12 protein-coding genes and 1 rRNA gene are annotated in these 19,162 nt (G+C 45.9%); 2 read left to right on the top strand and 11 right to left on the bottom strand.

Annotated features, from left to right (window positions below; translation table 11 throughout):
• Positions 1-34: 34 nt before the first annotated feature.
• The 6 genes from ANPL_RS03555 to dnaE form a co-directional block, all read right to left on the bottom strand.
• Positions 35-1,381, bottom strand: coding sequence for a hypothetical protein (locus ANPL_RS03555; protein ID WP_169193376.1), 1,347 nt, complete (start codon positions 1,379-1,381; stop codon positions 35-37).
• Positions 1,382-1,664: 283 nt separating this feature from the next.
• Positions 1,665-1,991: a succinate dehydrogenase, hydrophobic membrane anchor protein gene (sdhD, locus tag ANPL_RS03560; RefSeq protein ID WP_169193377.1), complete on the bottom strand. Its 327-nt coding sequence runs from the start codon at positions 1,989-1,991 to the stop codon at positions 1,665-1,667.
• A gap of 12 nt (positions 1,992-2,003) precedes the next feature.
• Positions 2,004-2,447, bottom strand: coding sequence for a succinate dehydrogenase, cytochrome b556 subunit (sdhC, locus tag ANPL_RS04875; protein WP_410518184.1), 444 nt, complete (start codon positions 2,445-2,447; stop codon positions 2,004-2,006).
• Positions 2,448-2,473: 26 nt separating this feature from the next.
• Positions 2,474-3,977, bottom strand: a 16S ribosomal RNA gene (locus ANPL_RS03570).
• Positions 3,978-4,209: 232 nt separating this feature from the next.
• Positions 4,210-5,583, bottom strand: coding sequence for a 3-phosphoshikimate 1-carboxyvinyltransferase (locus tag ANPL_RS03575; protein ID WP_169193379.1), 1,374 nt, complete (start codon positions 5,581-5,583; stop codon positions 4,210-4,212).
• 190 nt (positions 5,584-5,773) lie between these two features.
• The gene (gene dnaE, locus ANPL_RS03580) at positions 5,774-9,160 is read right to left on the bottom strand and encodes a DNA polymerase III subunit alpha (protein WP_174764269.1); all 3,387 of its coding nucleotides are present in this window, start codon (positions 9,158-9,160) and stop codon (positions 5,774-5,776) included.
• Positions 9,161-9,366: 206 nt separating this feature from the next.
• Between dnaE and ANPL_RS03585 the strand changes: the two genes are divergently transcribed.
• Complete coding sequence (locus ANPL_RS03585) at positions 9,367-9,735, top strand: BolA family protein (RefSeq protein ID WP_169193380.1); 369 nt, start codon at positions 9,367-9,369, stop codon at positions 9,733-9,735.
• A gap of 2,569 nt (positions 9,736-12,304) precedes the next feature.
• Here the strand turns inward: ANPL_RS03585 and pdxH are convergent.
• From pdxH to ANPL_RS03610, 5 genes are all read right to left on the bottom strand, one after another.
• Positions 12,305-12,898: a pyridoxamine 5'-phosphate oxidase gene (pdxH, locus tag ANPL_RS03590; RefSeq protein WP_169193381.1), complete on the bottom strand. Its 594-nt coding sequence runs from the start codon at positions 12,896-12,898 to the stop codon at positions 12,305-12,307.
• Between the two features lie 106 nt (positions 12,899-13,004).
• Positions 13,005-13,949 (bottom strand): patatin-like phospholipase family protein, encoded by a 945-nt coding sequence (locus ANPL_RS03595; protein ID WP_169193382.1) that lies wholly within the window; start codon positions 13,947-13,949, stop codon positions 13,005-13,007.
• Between the two features lie 266 nt (positions 13,950-14,215).
• Positions 14,216-14,869 (bottom strand): alpha/beta hydrolase, encoded by a 654-nt coding sequence (locus tag ANPL_RS03600; protein WP_169193383.1) that lies wholly within the window; start codon positions 14,867-14,869, stop codon positions 14,216-14,218.
• Between the two features lie 1,628 nt (positions 14,870-16,497).
• The gene (locus ANPL_RS03605; RefSeq protein WP_169193384.1) at positions 16,498-16,635 is read right to left on the bottom strand and encodes a hypothetical protein; all 138 of its coding nucleotides are present in this window, start codon (positions 16,633-16,635) and stop codon (positions 16,498-16,500) included.
• 504 nt (positions 16,636-17,139) lie between these two features.
• The gene (locus tag ANPL_RS03610; RefSeq protein ID WP_236822805.1) at positions 17,140-17,724 is read right to left on the bottom strand and encodes a peptide deformylase; all 585 of its coding nucleotides are present in this window, start codon (positions 17,722-17,724) and stop codon (positions 17,140-17,142) included.
• Positions 17,725-18,103: 379 nt separating this feature from the next.
• On the opposite strand from ANPL_RS03610, the gene ANPL_RS03615 reads away from it, so the two are divergent.
• Positions 18,104-19,156 carry a quinone-dependent dihydroorotate dehydrogenase gene (locus ANPL_RS03615; RefSeq protein WP_169193386.1) on the top strand — a complete coding sequence of 351 codons (1,053 nt, stop codon included), beginning with the start codon at positions 18,104-18,106 and terminating at the stop codon, positions 19,154-19,156.
• The last annotated feature ends 6 nt before the right edge of the window (positions 19,157-19,162 follow it).

Consider the following 19,162-nt stretch of genomic DNA (forward strand, 5'->3'; position numbering starts at 1 on the left):
GCACGTCTAACAAATCATTTGGCTTTGTAGTAGGCTACACTCTACCAACAAAACCACTTTTGTCTTCTCTCTGGCGCTTCACAGTATCGGCAAATTCTTCTATTCCCTGCTTTGCGGTTCCATAGCTTATACAAACCCCGAAGTCAAATAAGTCTCGCCCACAACCTCTGGCTTCATACCACAGCCTTTTATTAGAAGCCCCATCCCTTAGCTTTTCTCGTAAAATCGGTGACAGCTCCTCTCCAAACCTCTCTTGTAGTTGCACACTCGCAGAGCTGACCCTCCCATGGTGCGGCGCGTTCCCGTCCTTTGATGCACTATCCCTTGGGCTCTTCTTAGCCTCGGTGCCCATATAAAATTGAGCCACAGACCGATTCTCTTCCTGAAACTCTGCCCACATCTCATCAACACGTGCTGCAGTGTCGTTCATATAACATTTAGCTATAGTAAGCTGCGCCGAACTCCAGTTACACAAAGCGTTAGCCAACAAGGGAACCGATTTCAGTAGGCACGTCGTCCATATCCTAATGGTCCCCAGAGCACAAGAGGCCAGTGCAAAGGTTCTATCAACAGCCCTGCACATAGCCCCTAGTAATAGCCAATGCCTATGCGTTCCCAGATCACTAACCGTCCCTCTTTCCTGCGCAACCTTTATGTGTTCCACTTTCCTCTCAACTCTTTTCGCAGCCGCACCTGCCAAACGTTTTACACCATGAAATAGGGCGTGAGGCGCCATCAGCGCAACATTAATCAAACCGGCACAAATGTTGAAAGGTACTGCTACCAGCAGCGTGGGAATCCACAGTGTTTGGCCAGTGTCTTCTCTCTTAATTCTCCTAGTCTCCGGTGAGAGTTCCGCATTCCGCACAACCCGCATCAGGCGCAGGTCTTTGCCTTCAGGTGGCGGTAATACAATGCTTCCGCTGCAAGCGACAATTAACCGAATATTCTTGTACTTCCTTGGATCCAAGCCCAAGAGCTTGAAAGCCTCCGGTTGTTGGTTAGTGTTTATCGCATACAAGTGTCTATGGCCCATGTCAACAGCATGACCGTCCTCACCCTGAAGACGCACCATTGGAAGCGCTCTCCCGTTTACTATAAGCTGCCCTTCATACTGACACAAAGCTTTCCCAGTATCCGGTAGAAACTCGCAAGGCTGATTGCGGTCGATGACCTGGGTCATCAGAAACGGCACCTTTACCTTTTCCTGCGCTCCAAAACCCAATGGGTCTAGCAACGCTATATTCTTTATATGCCTTGATAAAAAGCCAAACGCCAACTTCATCCTAGACAGCAATGACCCATAGTCGGCATCGCGTACAGTCTCCTTAAGGCGCGCTGCCCCCGTTTTAGCCGATTCTTTAAGTTCATTACCTAACATTGGCTGCACCATTTATCAATATAAGACTTCTGTGGGGGTATTTTATCAGAAAAGTACTAACTTTTTAACAAAGTTGGCGTATGGTAGCAGTAATCTCGGTACTACACAAGCGCACAAGTGCAACAGCCCGACTGACCTGACCTTTTTCTTCTCACTAGCAACAAAAAGTACCGCCCTCGACAAACAGACAAAGCCGCTTTCAGTAAACGAGAAAAGGACTAAAAACGCGCCTCCAATTGCCACGTTGCTACAGCCGACTTCCATAAATAATGACTTGAACAAGTTAGTCAACAGCGCGCAATAACACTACCATGAACAGCGCACCAGCAGTCACTAGCGTAAACATCTTGCAGAACGTGATAAGAAAGGCCCGCCTGGTTATATCGTGAACATAATCTTCTATTATGATTTGTAGCCCCAAGAACCCGTGATAATACGCAGGGAAAAGGAACAGGAGACACGAGACGCCACGCCATCCCGAGGTAACATCGACAAGACCTTGCTCAAGACTCGGCGACAGCAACAACAGCATACATATAAACGGCATAGGCAACATTACAACAGCTGTCAGCCGCTGCATCCACCAATGTACGATGCTTTTCCCCGCCATAGGATTAACTCCCTACAACCAAACGAAAAACAGACCCGCTGCCATTAAAAGCGCAAGCCCCAATACAATGCAGCCGCTCAACGTCGCCGTCTTCTTAGAAAAGCCGATACCCATGTCCCAGATGAAATGCCGTATTCCATTACAATAGTGATAGCAGAGCGCAGCAAACCAACCAAAAAGCACCCCGCGCACGAGAAGTGCACACGGCCACAACCGCAGCACGGTACTTACCCACCCGGGCTTAAAATACTGCAACACCAATAGCCATGAGTAAAAGCACAAGCCAAGGTACAGTACAAACCCGGCCATCCGATGCATTATGGAGAGCCACGCAGTGAAAGGTAACCTATAGACCCCAAGATGCGGAGACATAGGCCTAAGCCTAGACACGACACAGCCTCCAACGAATTTACAACAGAAACAAAGACGGCGGCACATTTGCCCACACCCTACCATAAGATAGGACGATAGACAAAAAGCCTAAAGGAGGTAATCCAGCCGCAGGTTCACCTACAGCTACCTTGTTACGACTTCACCCTAGTCACTGACCCAACCTTAAATGGCTGCCTCCTTGCGGTTGGCGCACCAGCTTCGAGTTAAGCCAATTCCCATGGCGTGACGGGCAGTGTGTACAAGACCCGAGAACGTATTCACCGTGGCATGCTGATCCACGATTACTAGCGATTCCGACTTCATGCCCTCGAGTTGCAGAGGACAATCCGAACTGAGATGACTTTTACGGATTAGCTCAGCCTTGCGACATTGCAACCTATTGTAGTCACCATTGTAGCACGTGTGTAGCCCACCCCATAAGGGCCGTGCTGACTTGACATCATCCCCACCTTCCTCCAGTTTACCACTGGCAGTCTCCTTAAAGTGCCCGGCTTAACCCGCTGGCAACTAAGGATGAGGGTTACGCTCGTTGCGGGACTTAACCCAACATCTCACGACACGAGCTGACGACAGCCATGCAGCACCTGTGCGAGATCCAGCCGAACTGCGCCCTTCCGTTAAGAAGGATCTAATCTCCATGTCAAGAAGTGGTAAGGTTCTTCGCGTTGCATCGAATTAAACCACATGCTCCACCGCTTGTGCGGGTCCCCGTCAATTCCTTTGAGTTTTAGTCTTGCGACCGTAGTCCCCAGGCGGAGTGCTTAACGCGTTAGCTACAACACAGAGACAAAACGTCCCCACATTCAGCACTCATCGTTTACAGCGTGGACTACCAGGGTATCTAATCCTGTTTGCTCCCCACGCTTTCGCACCTCAGCGTCAGTACCGGACCAGATAGCCGCCTTCGCCACTGGTGTTCCTCCTAATATCTACGAATTTCACCTCTACACTAGGAATTCCGCTATCCTCTCCCGGACTCGAGTCTGGCAGTATTAAAAGCAGCTCCAGGGTTAAGCCCTGGCATTTCACCTTTAACTTACCGAACCGCCTACATGCCCTTTACGCCCAATAATTCCGAACAACGCTTGCCCCCTCCGTATTACCGCGGCTGCTGGCACGGAGTTTGCCGGGACTTCTTCTGTGGGTACCGTCATTATCTTCCCCACTGAAAGAGTTTTACAACCCTAAGGCCTTCCTCACTCACGCGGCATAGCTGGATCAGGCTTGCGCCCATTGTCCAATATTCCCCACTGCTGCCTCCCGTAGGAGTCTGGACCGTATCTCAGTTCCAGTGTGGCTGATCATCCTCTCAGACCAGCTATAGATCACTGCCTTGGTAGGCCTTTACCCTACCAACTAGCTAATCTAACATAGGCTCATCTAATAGCGATAAATCTTTCCCCCGCAGGGATTATACAGTATTACCCACCATTTCTAGTGGCTATCCCATACTACTAGGTAGATTCCTATGCATTACTCACCCGTCTGCCACTAATTTTTATCATAGCAAGCTACGACAAAAATCCGTTCGACTTGCATGTGTTAAGCTTGCCGCCAGCGTTCGTTCTGAGCCAGGATCAAACTCTCAAGTTTGATTAAAATCACAAAAGCTTAATATGATCTGGACTCATGCAAAAACCAAAAACAAAATCTAAGCTTTAGTGCACTAAAAAATAATTAGCCTTATGCACCGCCGCCTTTATTTCTACTCTAAATTCTCATCACCGAACTTATCAAACATCAGGGCCAACCAGACCCTATGGCTAGGAGTATTCCCCAAAGCGCCCACTGTGTCAATAGTTTTTCTCTTATTTTTTAACACGTCCTAAAATGAACCCCGAATGCTCTCCAGCACAAAGTTACCTCTTCCCTTATTAAGACTGTTCAGAATCTGCGCAAAACATACAGCTGCTTTGTAGTCAAGTCCTTGAATATATATCGGAGCGCTAGAAATGAGGCATAGTAGGAGAAATGCGTCGGTAGCACGCTCGTCATTGGATGCATCTACCTCAATACCCCCCAGCATTTCACCGCCACACCCTCGTATTTCCAATAAATCGGAAGACATCGTCGCTGCTATGCCACATTGCGTTAGGCCACGGACCACTATTTCCAGACTCTTCCTAAGACCTGCAGGCAATTCGGACGCACCAAAAATCCTTGTGATCCCTTCGGAATATGCACAGATAATACACAGAACAGGCAATGCTTCAAGTACAAATCGCAGTTCGACACTGGTAATTTCCACTCCAAACATCTCGCTAGCAGCAACTTCTAATCTATGTAATCCGTCCAAACTCTCTGAAACGGATATATCTCCTCCCATTCTGACTAATATATCCAGAACTACCCTCATCCCCTTGTCGACTAACACTCTTGGAATAACCACTGATGCACCACGAGACAGCAATGCTGCGGTCACAACAGCCAGTACGTGCGTACGAGATGGAAATATTCGCACATCTGTGGCAAACAGCTCTTTCTGACCGCAAATGGCAATCTCATCCACCTCACACTGTAGGCTTACCTGCACATCAGCCCCATAATGCTTCAGTAGCCATTCTGTATAAGCGGGCAATGCTCCGTGGGCATTGATACGACTCTGCCCAGCAATATTCATACAGGCCAGAAGCAGTGAAGATTTGACAAAATGTGAAGAAATTACCCTGCGCTCAGCAAGGGGAGCAATGTCTTCAACGCCAGTTACCACCAATGGAAAGAGGTTGTTGTGCAAAAATTTTGCCCCAACTGGGGCGAATATTTCTATTAGTTCATTTATGTCAGCCTCCAAAAGGCTTGGGCCTCGAACTTCGTTGCATTCATTTTCCTTATTAAAAATGAATGAAGTAAATGAGTGCGTAACCAGGGTACCCAATATCACACACGACACATATGTGGAATTTCCCACACATACCTCATTCTTGGCCGCAGTAAACCCCCCAACACCCACTCCTTCTATTGTTATGCTTTCACCGGTATCGTTAATTTTAATTCCTAGTGACCTCAATGCCGACATGGCCCCATAAACATCGGAGTTTTGCGGCGCACCGTATATGTAAGACGTACCCACAGACTGCGCAGCTATTACCATTGCAACACACGTGGCGTGGACACACCCCGGCAGACTCGCCTTGCCACTCAGTAAATAGCCGCTACTTTCTTCGTCCGCAGCCACAAATCTACAGGTATAGCACTTCACCAAAATACCCTGACCAATGCAAACTTTTAACTACTCTCAAGAACATGCAACCAATTCACAAATAAACGCCCTGTACCTCAATAATCCTACAGAAGCGAACTACGGCAAACTCACCCCACTATAAAACAAACGCAAACCGATCATCCTCCAACCTTACCAATACACAGTGTATACACTCGTTACAATGGCACTATACATATCCACGGTGATTTATAGTGACATCCACAACCCCCTCAATGTTAAAAATCTTCGCTAACACCTCTGGAGTCATCAAAAATACCCCTGGAAGCCTAATTAGGACGAGTTTTCCAGCAGATATCAGCTCCAAATAAACCTCAGTACCACCCCTTGATTTCTGGATTAGTATCTCCTGTAATGCTGGAACAACAGGCTCGTTGCGTCCCAGATGGATAGCAATGCTCTTTACCCTCCGTACCATTGCTGCCAACCCCTCGTTAAAATTGCATATCCCCCTGCCGATCAGTCGAGACTTATTGACGTTATAATCCATATCTATTAGTACAAAAGAGCCGCTGAAGAAGAGATCCCTGTTATCCTCTATGGTTTTGCTATTGTAAAATGCCACGTCATTCATGCCATTGGGGTCTGACACCCTAACTATGGCAAATCTCTCACGATTGACCGAGCGCATCTTCACATTGAAAATGACTCCCGCGCACTTAGTAACTCCCGAGGTTTGGCTCTCCTGACTGTGACTCACAAACTTGACACCTAACTTACTGAGAAGTTTTTGGTACTTGCTCATGGGATGGTACTTGAGGTAGAACCCTAAAACAGAAAATTCATTCTCTACTTTTTCATCTTCGTTCCAGTCCTCAACTTCTTCAAGTTTACTTTCCTCAGTCTCTCCAAATAAGCTGTACTGGTTTGCATCATTACTGATCTTCTTATTTTCCAGCATATTCAGTATTGTGTTTACCGAAACCAGAAGCTGCCTCCTGTTAGGGTGTATACTGTCAAGCGCCCCTGATCTTATAAGGCTTTCCATTGTCCTTTTCATCGGAGACTTCACCCTGATCTTGCTGATGAACTCCCATATATCACTGTACCTCTCACCATTTTCCGGAATAATCTCCTGAGCTGTAGCGAGCCCAACGTTCTTCAGTGCTCCAAGCCCAAACCTGATAGTGTCGCCAACAATCGTAAACTCAGCAGACGACAAGTTAATATCTGGCGGAACCACCTCTATCCCACATAACTTTGCCTGCATGCAAAGCAGTCCTAATTTGTCTTTATCATCGATATCAAGGTTCATCGAGGCTGTGAAAAATTCTTTGGTAAAGTTTGCCCTCAAGTAAGCGGTTTGAAAGCTGATCAACGCATATGCCGCCGCGTGCGACTTGTTAAAACCGTATCCAGCAAACTTGGCCACCAGATCAAAAATGTGGCTTGCCTTGCTTTTTTCAATGCCATTATTGACGGCACCATCGACGAAGTCTTGTCGCTGCCTGTCCATTTCCTCCTTGATTTTTTTTCCCATAGCCCTTCTTAGGAGATCTGCGGCTCCCAAGCTGTAACCAGCAAGAATCCTGGCTATTTCCATAACCTGCTCTTGGTATATAACAACACCAAAAGTCTCCTTGAGAACACACTCCAACATGGGATGGATATAATCCGGCTCCTCGAGCCCATGCTTTCTCGCTATGTACACGGCAATATTGTTCATGGGACCAGGGCGATACAAAGATATAAGCGCAATAATATCCTGAATGCTGTCAGGCCTCAGCTTACAAATGGCCTCCCGCATTCCCGCACTTTCCAGCTGGAAGACACCCACTGAATCACCCGCAGATAGCATCTCATACGTCTTTCTATCGTCCAGAGGCACGCTTGAAAGCTCTATTTGGCCACCGCGTTGTTTTATCAGGGCACAAATCTGGTCGATAACTGTTAGCGTACGCAGACCTAGGAAGTCAAACTTCACCAGCCCGGCCCTCTCCACATATTTCATGTTATACTGGGTGATGGGAAGGGCACACGACTTTTCATAGTACAGTGGGACAAAATTCTCCAGCGGCTTATCACAGATTACTATACCTGCAGCATGAACTGAGGCATGCCGATAGAGGCCTTCCAGCTTCAGCGCGATTTCTATCAACTTTGCTACTGCTTCGTCGTTCTCCTGCTCCGCCCTGAGGTTTTGATCCATTTCTATTGCTTCTGAGAGCGTAACCGGGCTGATGGGGTCATGCGGGATCATCTTACATATCTTGTCGATGTGGGCATACGGAATCTGCATTACCCGTCCAACATCACGTAAAACCGCACGCGCTTGCAATTTACCAAACGTGATTATATGAGCAACATACCCATATTTCGCTTGAACATATTCTATAACCTTGTCTCTTTTTTCCTGGCAAAAGTCTATGTCAAAGTCTGGCATTGAGACCCGAGCAGGATTCAAAAACCTTTCGAATATTAGGCCAAATTCTATCGGATCAAGATCTGTGATGCCCAGAGTCCAGGATATTAATGATCCAGCACCCGAACCACGCCCTGGACCAACCATGATGTTGTTCTTTTTACTCCACCTAATGAAGTCTGCAACTATCAGGAAGTATCCCGAGTAGTCCATAGATATAACAACTCCCAACTCGTATTGCAGTCTGTCGGTATAAGTCACTTTCTGTTCGCTATTCCCCGCAAGCCCTTTCGCCTGCAACCTTTCTTCAAGGCCCTGGAAAGCAAGCTCCGTAAGCTCTTCAGCCTCAGTTCTTCCTTCTGAGCATGGATAGTGCGGCAGCTGAGGCTTTTTTACTTCTTGAATAAACGAACACCTCTGGGCCAATATAACAGTGTTGCGCACCGCTTCGGGGATATCAGCGAACAGTTCATACATCTCGCGGGCTGTCTTAAAATAATGCTCGGGAGTAAGTCTGTGCCTGTCCTCCTGCACCACGTATGATCCGCTAGAGATGCATGACAACACATCATGCGCCTGGAAATCACTCTTATTGGCGAAAAAAACGTCGTTGGTAGCCAAAAGCGGAAGATCATTGGAATACGCAAATCTAAGCAGAAGACCCTCTACTTCCTTTTGCGCACCCAACCCATGTCGCTGTATTTCCACAAAGATGTTGTTGCGAAAAGCCTGGATTATAGAATTCAACACTGCAGGATTTCCGGCTTTATTTAGCAGAATTCTTGCCAGAATATCATCATGACCCCCAGTAATGATGATCAGTCCTTCGCGTAGCTCAAGTAACCTATTAATGTTGACCCTGTTGGTCTTCTCGATCTGATTGTCTCTGAACCCGTCACTGATGAGCGCCGTAAGATTTACAAAACCCTCTTGGTTCCTGACTAACAGACCTATGTCGCCTAGATTTTCTCCTTCATTCTCAACCATGACATTACATCCTATAATAGGCTGCACACCAGCAGATGCGGCACGGTCGGCAAACTCCAATGAACCAAACAGATTACCCGAATCCGTAAGGGCAATAGCGGGCATCTTTTGCTCAACACACATTGACACCAACGATTCGATCTTGATCATCCCTTCCAGAAGGGAGTAGTCGCTATGTGTTCTCAGATGAATAAAAATTTCATCCACCTTGCACGGCCCAAATACAGTTTCCCCCTGACATTATACAGACTCGAATCACTGGAGCAATCATCCACAAGGTTACTCAACATCCACACCCAATCCCAAGAAAACTGCAGAGACTCACTCACCGATCACTGCGCAAAAATTCCCCAGGAGTGGACACTATATGCTTATGGGAATAGAATCTATGTGGAACTTTTGCAAATATAACCATGCACTCGGATGAAAGATCAAAATTCGCGATCACCAATAACAACTCTGCCCATACTTCAGCTCCAGATCTCGCTGATAAGAAACATGTTACCTACACGCGGCTTGCAGCCGTTATAGAGGAAAAGGTCATTTCACATCTTGGAGAAGCTAATATAAAAATTTCTAATGAATCCGCACACCACGCCACACACCTGGCAAGCGCAAATTATCTAGTGTCCCATCTTAAGGTTACCGTGGTATCTAGCCACTTTGACGGAATGAGCAGACTGAACCGGCATAAGCTGCTGAACAAAATTTTAGAAGAAGAATTCAATACAGTACACTCCATAGCCCTTTCATTACTCACGCCAGCAGAGACACTTTCCTAGACTTAAACATACCAGCAATGACCGCGCCTTACGCATAGTCACAATAGGGTTTGTGCCTTTGGGTATGGTGCCTAAAAAGGCTCTGCACGCCGGAGAGCACGGATATGTGCGAAAGAATGTTAATAGTGCAACATGCTGCCACGCATCCGGGAATTGCCTTCACGCTATAGCAGCACAGCCTCACCTTGCAAAAACTGCGCATCACATTAGTGTCCTCAAACCTTGGAAACAAAGCGCAGTGCAGTGCTCTCAAACAAGTCATAGCGACTCTTCAACCAATAAAATACAATCTGTGTTTCTTTACGATCAACACGATAGCTCAGACGGAAACGTAATTGATCCACCAGTACAGGAAAAAAATCCCGTGTCATCCCCTTCAACAACTGTCACATTTGCTGAGGCAGCAATGCGGCTCTATAGAACACAACCGGCGTTTTCCCACGATAAACAACAGTTCGTAACAAAATGACACTATAATCCACCAATACATAATGCTGCGTTCCCCGTAATAGATATTGGCCACTATGCAACTACATTTAGTGCCACCCTTCAGCCCCATAATATAGAACCAACCTACGTTTTCTTTGCTATCAACACACAACAGGACCGCTAATAACCTCTGGAACGGAAGAAACTCGTAGTGCGCTGTTAACACTGATAGCCACTAGCACTATGTAAATCACATTTGATGCCACTTTTTGGACCCATAAAATGCAACATATGTTTTCTGTCAATAAACATAAAACTGTTTGCGGTACAGCAGGACCATTGATAATCACCAGAACGTAATCACATATTGCGACGTTCGCATTGAGAGCCTCTAGCGCCATATAAACCAGACTTAGCACTGCTCTGCAGCTCTCTTCAATGCAACGTATGCTTTCTTTGCGACCAACAAACGATGGCTCAGCACAATAAAAATGTAATTAATATACCAGTGCAGTAGACTGGGGCGGAAGAACCCCGCAGGGAATGGCGTTTCTGTTGACGGTGGCTATGCTGGTTTTCTCATCCATATGTAAATGTAATGCGGCGCCCCTTCTCATCAACAGAAACTAGCACTAGCTGGATCTCATTAGTGCCTGTTCTTCACAGAAAAAATGCTGTAGGTAACCCACAAATCTCAAAATTTCTGCACTACAAGTATTTGTGCTGCCTGCGACAAGACGACCACCCAATGAATGGCTCATGCCATCCCGGTCTGCGCTGAAACTGCATCGTATCAATTACATACGATCACCACAACGTACAAATTCCCACTGGCCTGCCCTACTATACGCACTACCCTCTAAAATCCACCTCAGTTTGTACTGTTTTCGACGATACAGTTACCTAACTTACGGCTCATAACGTACCGATTTGTTGTGTTGTAGCCACATCTTATAAAATTGCATGTGGCGTTAAATAAATCCTCACTTATCTGCGCTCTTCTATACGCATGACTCGCTAACGTTTCCATGCCCTATGCTCAGCAATGTCACCTGGTATCTTGCTATGTGAGCGTGAATAAAAAAAACAGCTATGCGCACTGTAAAAATATTCGCTGTGGTACGGAATCCTCCCATGCTCTATCAAGTAACCTGTATTTTGCTGATACCTGACAAATGGACCCTAACACACGCTCAGGAGCAATGCCCTTAAGTAGGTAAAATGCCGGCAATGTACCTCACTGGCCAGGAGTATTGCATTGTAAACTGTCTATAGTTCTCCCGAAATAACACCAGTGCTGCAACGCCGCACGAGCACTCGACTAATGCCCGTAGTCCCCCAAACTAGTTATAAAGTACACTGTTGCCAGCAACACAATGTGTTGCAATATCTCCGATCGTAACTAATGCTGGCGCATGATCGTTAAACACTCTTCATCTCACAACATAAATATAACGATATCGTGTAATTCCCTGCGGTAAAAATTCGCGCTATTGCATTAGCCTGCACACCTCTGATGATCGGAAAACAGCAGCCAACCGCAATATGAAAACGACACAAGTGTTTCGCAGCACAAAAGTGAAAATCAAGTAACGAGCGCGCTACCAAACGTGGCACTTTCACTGCATTATTTCCGCGATACCACTTGCATTCCTGTAGTACAACTAATTTCACATGTGCATTCCGTTATTGTGCAAAGCGCTAGTGCCGCAAATGCAGTTCAACGAATTCCCTATGACCAAAGACCCCACGTTAATCGTAATATGTAAATGACATAAATGTTTCGTAGCACAAAAATGAAAACAAAGTCGCACGCACCCGGCCAAATGTGATAATTTCACTACATTATCACTGCAATGCAACCTAACCCTAAATGGAATAACTAATCTCACATAAACACCCCACTATTGGATAGCAGCTGTTGGGCACTATAGATACAGTTCAACACATTCCGAGGCCGTAAATGCCTGCCGATCTCATTCCTTAAATGCTTTGCAGTCCAATAGTGAAAACTAGTAACGCGTGCTCGACCAAACATGGCGTTGCACCCCATTATTCCTGCAGTACCACTTGCATTCCTAAATTCCTATGGCAGAGCTAATTTCACATGCGCATTAAGTTGTCGTGCAAAGCACTTACACTACGGATACAGTTCAACACATTCCCATTGGCCGCTGGGATTTCTTTTGTACTGCTTTCTGTTATGTAATCTATGCAACCCTTCCGACCACAGTTCTATAGTCTGAGGCACAACTCGTATTCCGCCCCAGTATTCGGGTCTAGGAATTTCTTTGCCGGCAAATTTCTGACTTGCGAGCTCTATTTCTTTCAACAGTTCCCCCTTGTCGAGTAAAATTGCAGATTGCCTGGAACACAATCCACTAAGTTGGCTCTCACGTGATCGCGATGCATGATAAGCATCTGACTCTTTCCCATCCATAAATTCGGCAACACCTTCAACACGCACCTGCTTATGGACAACTTGCCAATCAAAAACCAGTGCCACTTGCCGATTTACCGCAATTTCACGCCCTTTCCTGCTACAAAGATTTGTGTAAAATTCAAAACCTTGCTGACTATGCTTCTTGAGCAAGACTATCCTGGCAGATGGACGATTTTCCAAGTCACATGTGGCAAGAACCATGGCTGAAGGTTCTCTAACACCACCAGAATTCAGCACATCGGAATACCACGAGCTGAATATTTCAATGGGGTCATCACCGGACTTTTCCATCGCGCACCTTTATGATAGTAACAACCTTAGGCATGACACCTCCTTATCTTGAAGGCAGCACCACTTCTCTTGCTCGGACAACGCCACATAAACCAGCGAATGCTAGCTACTTTGAACCCGCAGCACTAGCCCTCTGATATGCTTGAACGAATTTATCTATCTTGTCAGACTCATGCTCTATTATTCTGTCAGCGTCAAGCTGCAAAGCATGCATATTTCTCTCAGACGCATCAGTAAAGTCATAGCTCGCATCCTGCAGTGGCCCCGTGACTCGTATGTACTTATCACTTCCCAGTATTCTTGTCATTTGGTAATCCACAGCCTCCATGCCAGCGTCCATAAAAATTGGAGCAGCATTGATAGCCCAAAAGGCCAGACTATCTTTGACCTCACGTACTACGTGACGCGCGCTACCTACCCCTAGAGACAGAAAATACACCTCTTCACCAGGGTACAAATAGTCTATCGCTGCATACCCACAAACCGACGGATTGTTAGCAATAATGGCACTATCTATCATGAGACAACGCGATCCATCTATCGTCATGCGCTTGGGTGTGAAAATTGTGGGAGCCGCCGAAGCTGCGCGCAATATATCTACCAACTTCAACCTCTTATGCCCATCAACCCAGTTGCGAAACATTATTGTGTTCTGTGCTCTTACATCGTAGCTGGGCACCAAGAAATGCTGTGATATCTCCCCCATAGTAATATCCTTGAAAATGTGCCTTAACGCCTTCTCGAAATTGCTCGCAGAAAATCTAGAGCCTGAAATAACAGAGATTATATTGCGTATGAGAGACTTGTGAAATATAGAGGGACCATACTTGAAGAAAAACCCCAAAACTTCTTCTACGCAATATGTAGTCTTGCCCTTTGATGTCCTTAAAGCTAACGCGGCTGCAATTATTGCACCAATAGAACTACCAACAAAAAGGTCAAAAACCTCCCCTACAGGTTTGCGTATCCTCTTCTCAACTTCACACAGAACCTTTGTGGCTACTATCCCTCTGATGCCGCCACCATCAATTGAAACTACAAACTTAGTCATCCTTGTAACCATTGCCTAGAAAATATCCTGTGTGCCTACAGAAACAATATCCACGCATGCTGGCCCATGTGACGACCCCTACTGCAGGTAAACGCACAGCACCTGCCGCGGTTGACACAGCAAAATATGCAACCTTCATTTCAAACACAGATGTAGCCAAAACACCACCAGGCCACTTGCACATGTCTCAACACAACACACGCACAAAGACTTACAGCACTAGGTTAGCTTTTTACAAATACCACCCTAACACGCCTGATAGCGGACTACTTTGTTATGCGATCCTTAATAAATTTCAATCCTATTTCCAGACCTTCATTGCTGATGCTGTGATCAAGGTCCTTCAGACCATGAGCATCAACACGCACATTATTGCGCTCAAGAAAGCCAGTGGTGTGCCCAAAATACTCAAATGGGATAACATCGTCGTCCTCGCCATGGACCACACAAACTGGCGGCCTTGAGCGAATCATGGGTTCCAATGCTGCAGGAAAAGGCACAGCACCAGAATAAGCTACAACCGCAGCACATTCCTTCTCTCTGTTCAAACCCAAATACATTGACAACATGGCACCCTGTGAAAAGCCCACAAACGCCAACTTATCATCACTGATGTCCAACATCGCAAGCTGAGAATCCACAAACCTATTTACCTTTTGCACAGCCTCCATAATCTCGGTGAAAGCCGTCTTCTCATCCATATCTCTTAGGCTATCAGTAAACCACGTGTATCCCGCAGGACCGTAAGGCATTGGAGCATGTGGCGCAACAAATTTCGTGTTGCCCAGACCCTGCCTCGACATATACGGAGCAATCGAGATAAGGTTGTCCCCACTAGCGCCTCTGCCGTGCAAAAGTACCACAAGGCTATCTACCGCGGAACCAGAGGAATAGCAAGGGCCATTCAGTATTGTCGTCATACAGTCAATGCCTAAAACTAGAAACCTGATTATAGCAATAACTACTACACCATACCAGTAATTCCAGGAGAGAAAGGCAATAAAACGCGTGGTTCGACCACACAATTTCTCGTATCATTGCGAGCAACAGAGCGCTCTTGTCATGCTGTAGGCACTCCCCTGAGTATACGGAAAAACTAGTTCGTAGCTGAGCGATATAACTGTGTATCTTCATGTTGCACTAAGGTAAACCCTGTGTTTTATTCTAGAATTTCAAACATGCACAACGTAACTTCTCAGGCTAAAACACAAGAAGAGTAGGGTCGCACCCCTCAAACGCGGTGAGCACCTACGCGCGCAGAGTTCTTTCATTCGGCTCCATACGTCCTCCTCTAATGTTGTAGGTGGAAAGAATATTGCTGATCATTGAGTACATGCAGCAAACCACTGGGCTGTAAAATTCTGACCAGAGCTAATAACAAGTTCTTGGATGATAGGTTCGAGGCACTAGAAAACCTAACTTATCCAGTGTACAGTTCCACACGTAGGCTCATTGCCTACTCATCCTGCCTCGCTGCTGGGCAGCGAGGTTATATACGTGACATCATTCCAACAGAACGCAGTCTCTGTAGAAATTTCTATAACTGTACACTGCTACACAAGCGAGAGCTCAAACGTGAAAATAGTCAAAACACAGAAGCATTAACACATAAATCCACTCTGGCAAATAGTTTACCCAGTTTCTTGGGCTCATGCTTTGAAGCACATAGAATATATGGAGATTCTCAAAGTTTTGACGGGGTATGTTTCCGCACAAACACGTTATAGCCGCCAGGTACTAAGCACAGGCCTTGCCACTGAAACGTACACATAAACTCAAGCGACCTTCTGGTAGCCGTAACAAAACTAAAATTCCCCCTCGAATAAAAAATGGCCTTGGTCTGCGGAACTGTCTGAAAACAGCGCGTCCTGTTCACAACCAGGCTAAATTGGATGAATGTTAGCCCCATTGCATAAAAAGGGAAGCGTCGCAGATAACCTGCTTTCAGCATCTTTCGGAAATAATGATCATAGAGGAAATGATTATTGTTCTACCCATGTTCCTTGAGCCTTTATTCACATTTAAAGGAGCTAAATAGATACATCGGTTGCAAGTAGTTCAAACGCTGACAAATTTTGACTCAAAACAAAATCAGCGTTACCAAACAGCTAGCGCATGCCCCTATTGCAAAGATGGCAATACACGCTTCAACACATAGTGCTTACTTTTGACTTTAAAACAGGAACGGAAACTTCATGAAAAGAACCCTATGTAATTGGGCCTCACAAATATCACATGCTCGTATCAAACGGAGGAGAAATATCGATGCCACTTCGAGTACCAGAGCTCATCATAGCTTCAAGGGCTTTTCTAACTCTCTAAGCTGTTTTTAAGACTTCATACTTGCCAAGCACTGCACATCGCCATGGACAGCACCATAGCGCCAGGATCTTTATTGACGCCCGCAACCACATTTACTAGAACAATTTTCTTGGCTATGCGACAAGATTTATGAATGCAAGATCGCCACGGTACACGATGTCTCACCCCTCATGCTTACTTTATCGTATTATGCTGCATGCACCAATGTTTCCTGAACGTAAAAAGCCTACCTACCATACTCCTGAAGCCTATCTAAAGATTTTTTCTCAACAAATAGCACCCTGCCTTTCGCTACAGAACCATCTGCTACAATAAGGATTACAAGCACAAAGTTAGCGACAGATGGTGATGCTTGACCACTCATGGATACTTATTTGTTCAATTCCCTGCAATAACAATGCGTTACTATATTGCACACATAGCAAAGCTTCTACCACAACGGTATACGTCACGATCTGCCTTTAAACAATATGTGGTAGATTGCCTGACGCGCCGTAGAAACTTACTTACAACTAGGCAATAAAACACATGTAGCACCGTGTGGTTCTAATAATGGGCGCATGTCCAAATTTGTTCCCAATTAGCAACACCGTAGCCAAGATGCAGAATTTCCTCATAGCGCTCTAAATTTCACAAAGGGAAAACAGAACACAAGCGCACATTACAAAAACATCACTCCAGGCTACATAAGCGTTGTGCTTCTGAGGAAGGTTCAGTGCTGAATTTGATAGATGCACAGCATTAAGCACCGTAATGACTTTCCAACCTGCGTTAGCCACAAGAAGAAACACATACCTCCAACACCTTCTAGCGATCCCCAACTAGCACCAACGACAACTGGTAAAGCGTGTTTCATGGATGCCAAGTGCTAGTTGGAGTCCATCCGTTTATTGTCCAGCAAAAGTATATGAACAGAGCTATAGTCTTCTTCAGAAACGCTATGCTCCAGATGGTTTTTAATATTATCGACAACGTTGGCTAGGAGAACCCCGTTCAGATGGTCCATTTCATGCTGTACACATCTAGCGAGCCAGCCGTACGTGCGAACTACACATTCCCCACCTGCAAGATTAGTATACTTTAGATCAACGTGCCCTGGTCTACTTATGCCTATCATCCCGTATGTCTCTGCAGACAGACAGCCCTCGAAAAGGGTCACAGTTTCACCTGAAAAGCTTATGATCTCAGGATTAATGCATACCAAGCTTCTGCCGTCTATGTGGTCACTCCCGGAAATGGTCTTAAGGTCTTTATCCGCATCAAAAAGGCCACTGAACATGTTTATCACAAACACCCTTATTGGATACCCGAGCTGGATAGCTGATAAGCCAACAGTCTTTCCACTAGCAGCAACACGCACCAAGTTCTTCGCAATCCCTTTTGTGGTATCATCCACCACTACTACAGGCTTTGACACTGTTTTTAATACATCCAACTCCTGTTTATTTTCCACAGACAGAACCCGCATGTAACCCTCTTAAGTATATAAACAAAAGTATCCAGAAGACGCTTTCACCGCTGAAACAGTCACACCCAATTATTGATGAACAGCAGCTTGCGCCTATAGAAGGCTGAGCACACCGCACAGCCTGCAGTATACCATAATGCTCTCTGGAATGTATTAATAGTTGTTGCAACTATGTCGATAGTATAGCACTTATCACGCTACCGCAAAGTGCGGTGGGAAGGCTCGTCCTGGTTTTATCATTCATGATGAGAAATACTTTCAATTGTTACCGTGTGACAATAATATTCGTGCAGCGTGGCAGCGCGGTTTTGGTATTTTAGTGAGAGGTATGCTATATTCCTTGGAGTCCGGTTAGGGAAAATTGATGTCGTTTTCAGTATTTAGCAATCCGTCGTTTCTCATACCACCTGAAATAGCTCATAGGCTGGCTATTTTCGTTTTAAAGCAAGGTATTTATTCCTCCAGCAGGCGGAAGATGCCAGAGTGTTTGTGCACTCAGCCACTAAACTTTAGGGTAAGAACTCCAGTGGGCCTTGCCGCGGGATTTGATAAAAATGCCGAAGTCATAAAGTCAGTCATGTCTTTGGGATTCGGTTTCTCAGAAGTTGGAACTGTGACAAGAAAGCCGCAAACGGGTAACAGTGGCTCTCGTATTTTTCGCATACCTGCACAAAAAGCGATCGTGAACCGCCTTGGCTTTAACAACAAGGGCTTGAAGCACCTACTGAAGAAGATAGATTCCAAGGACCTGAATAACCTGGTATTTGGTATAAATGTCGGCATGAATAAGGATTGCACCGACCCCGCTGCCGAATACGCAGGCATGGTTAGAGATGTTTATGGGCTGTCGAGCTACATAACAATTAACCTGTCGTCGCCAAATACCGCGGGACTGCGCGTTCTACAACGGAGAGAGTCGTTATGCGAAATTCTGTCTTCGGTTGCCAGCGCAAGGCGCGCTGTAGATCAGGCAGAGTCTGTCCCAGTGCTCTTAAAGATGGACCCGGATCTTCCGGATGAAATGTTACAAGACATCGTAGACGAAGTGCTCAAGCACAGGATAAATGGCATTATAGTTAGTAATACCACAACAAACTTCAAGCTTCTAAAAACTGCGGCCCCCGCCAAAAGTGGAGGACTGAGCGGGCAGCCACTGTTTAGCTTATCTACCAGAGTACTCGCCGACGTATACTCTCTTACCAGAGGAAAAGTAGTGCTAATAGGCTGTGGAGGAGTAAGCAGCGGAGCTCAAGCGCTGGAAAAAATCAGGGCTGGGGCCTCTCTAGTACAGCTATACACCGCTTTGGTCTATGAAGGATTTGGCGTAGTTGACCGAATAAACACAGAGCTAGCCGAACTTTTGACTCGCGATGGGTTCACCAAGGTTGAGCAGGCTGTGGGGGTGGATGTCCAATAAATTAAT

The organism is Anaplasma platys, from assembly GCF_012790675.1.
Lineage (GTDB): Bacteria > Pseudomonadota > Alphaproteobacteria > Rickettsiales > Anaplasmataceae > Anaplasma > Anaplasma platys.

Bases quoted from the DNA above. Each gene is read 5' to 3' on its own strand.
- ANPL_RS03615 (WP_169193386.1), top strand. From the start codon at position 18,104: ATGTCGTTTTCAGTATTTAGCAATCCGTCGTTTCTCATACCACCTGAA.
- sdhD (WP_169193377.1), bottom strand. From the start codon at position 1,991: ATGGCGGGGAAAAGCATCGTACATTGGTGGATGCAGCGGCTGACAGCT.
- ANPL_RS03600 (WP_169193383.1), bottom strand. From the start codon at position 14,869: ATGACGACAATACTGAATGGCCCTTGCTATTCCTCTGGTTCCGCGGTA.
- pdxH (WP_169193381.1), bottom strand. From the start codon at position 12,898: ATGGAAAAGTCCGGTGATGACCCCATTGAAATATTCAGCTCGTGGTAT.
- ANPL_RS03555 (WP_169193376.1), bottom strand. From the start codon at position 1,381: ATGTTAGGTAATGAACTTAAAGAATCGGCTAAAACGGGGGCAGCGCGC.
- sdhC (WP_410518184.1), bottom strand. From the start codon at position 2,447: ATGGTAGGGTGTGGGCAAATGTGCCGCCGTCTTTGTTTCTGTTGTAAA.
- ANPL_RS03585 (WP_169193380.1), top strand. From the start codon at position 9,367: ATGCACTCGGATGAAAGATCAAAATTCGCGATCACCAATAACAACTCT.
- ANPL_RS03605 (WP_169193384.1), bottom strand. From the start codon at position 16,635: ATGAGTGGTCAAGCATCACCATCTGTCGCTAACTTTGTGCTTGTAATC.
- ANPL_RS03595 (WP_169193382.1), bottom strand. From the start codon at position 13,949: ATGACTAAGTTTGTAGTTTCAATTGATGGTGGCGGCATCAGAGGGATA.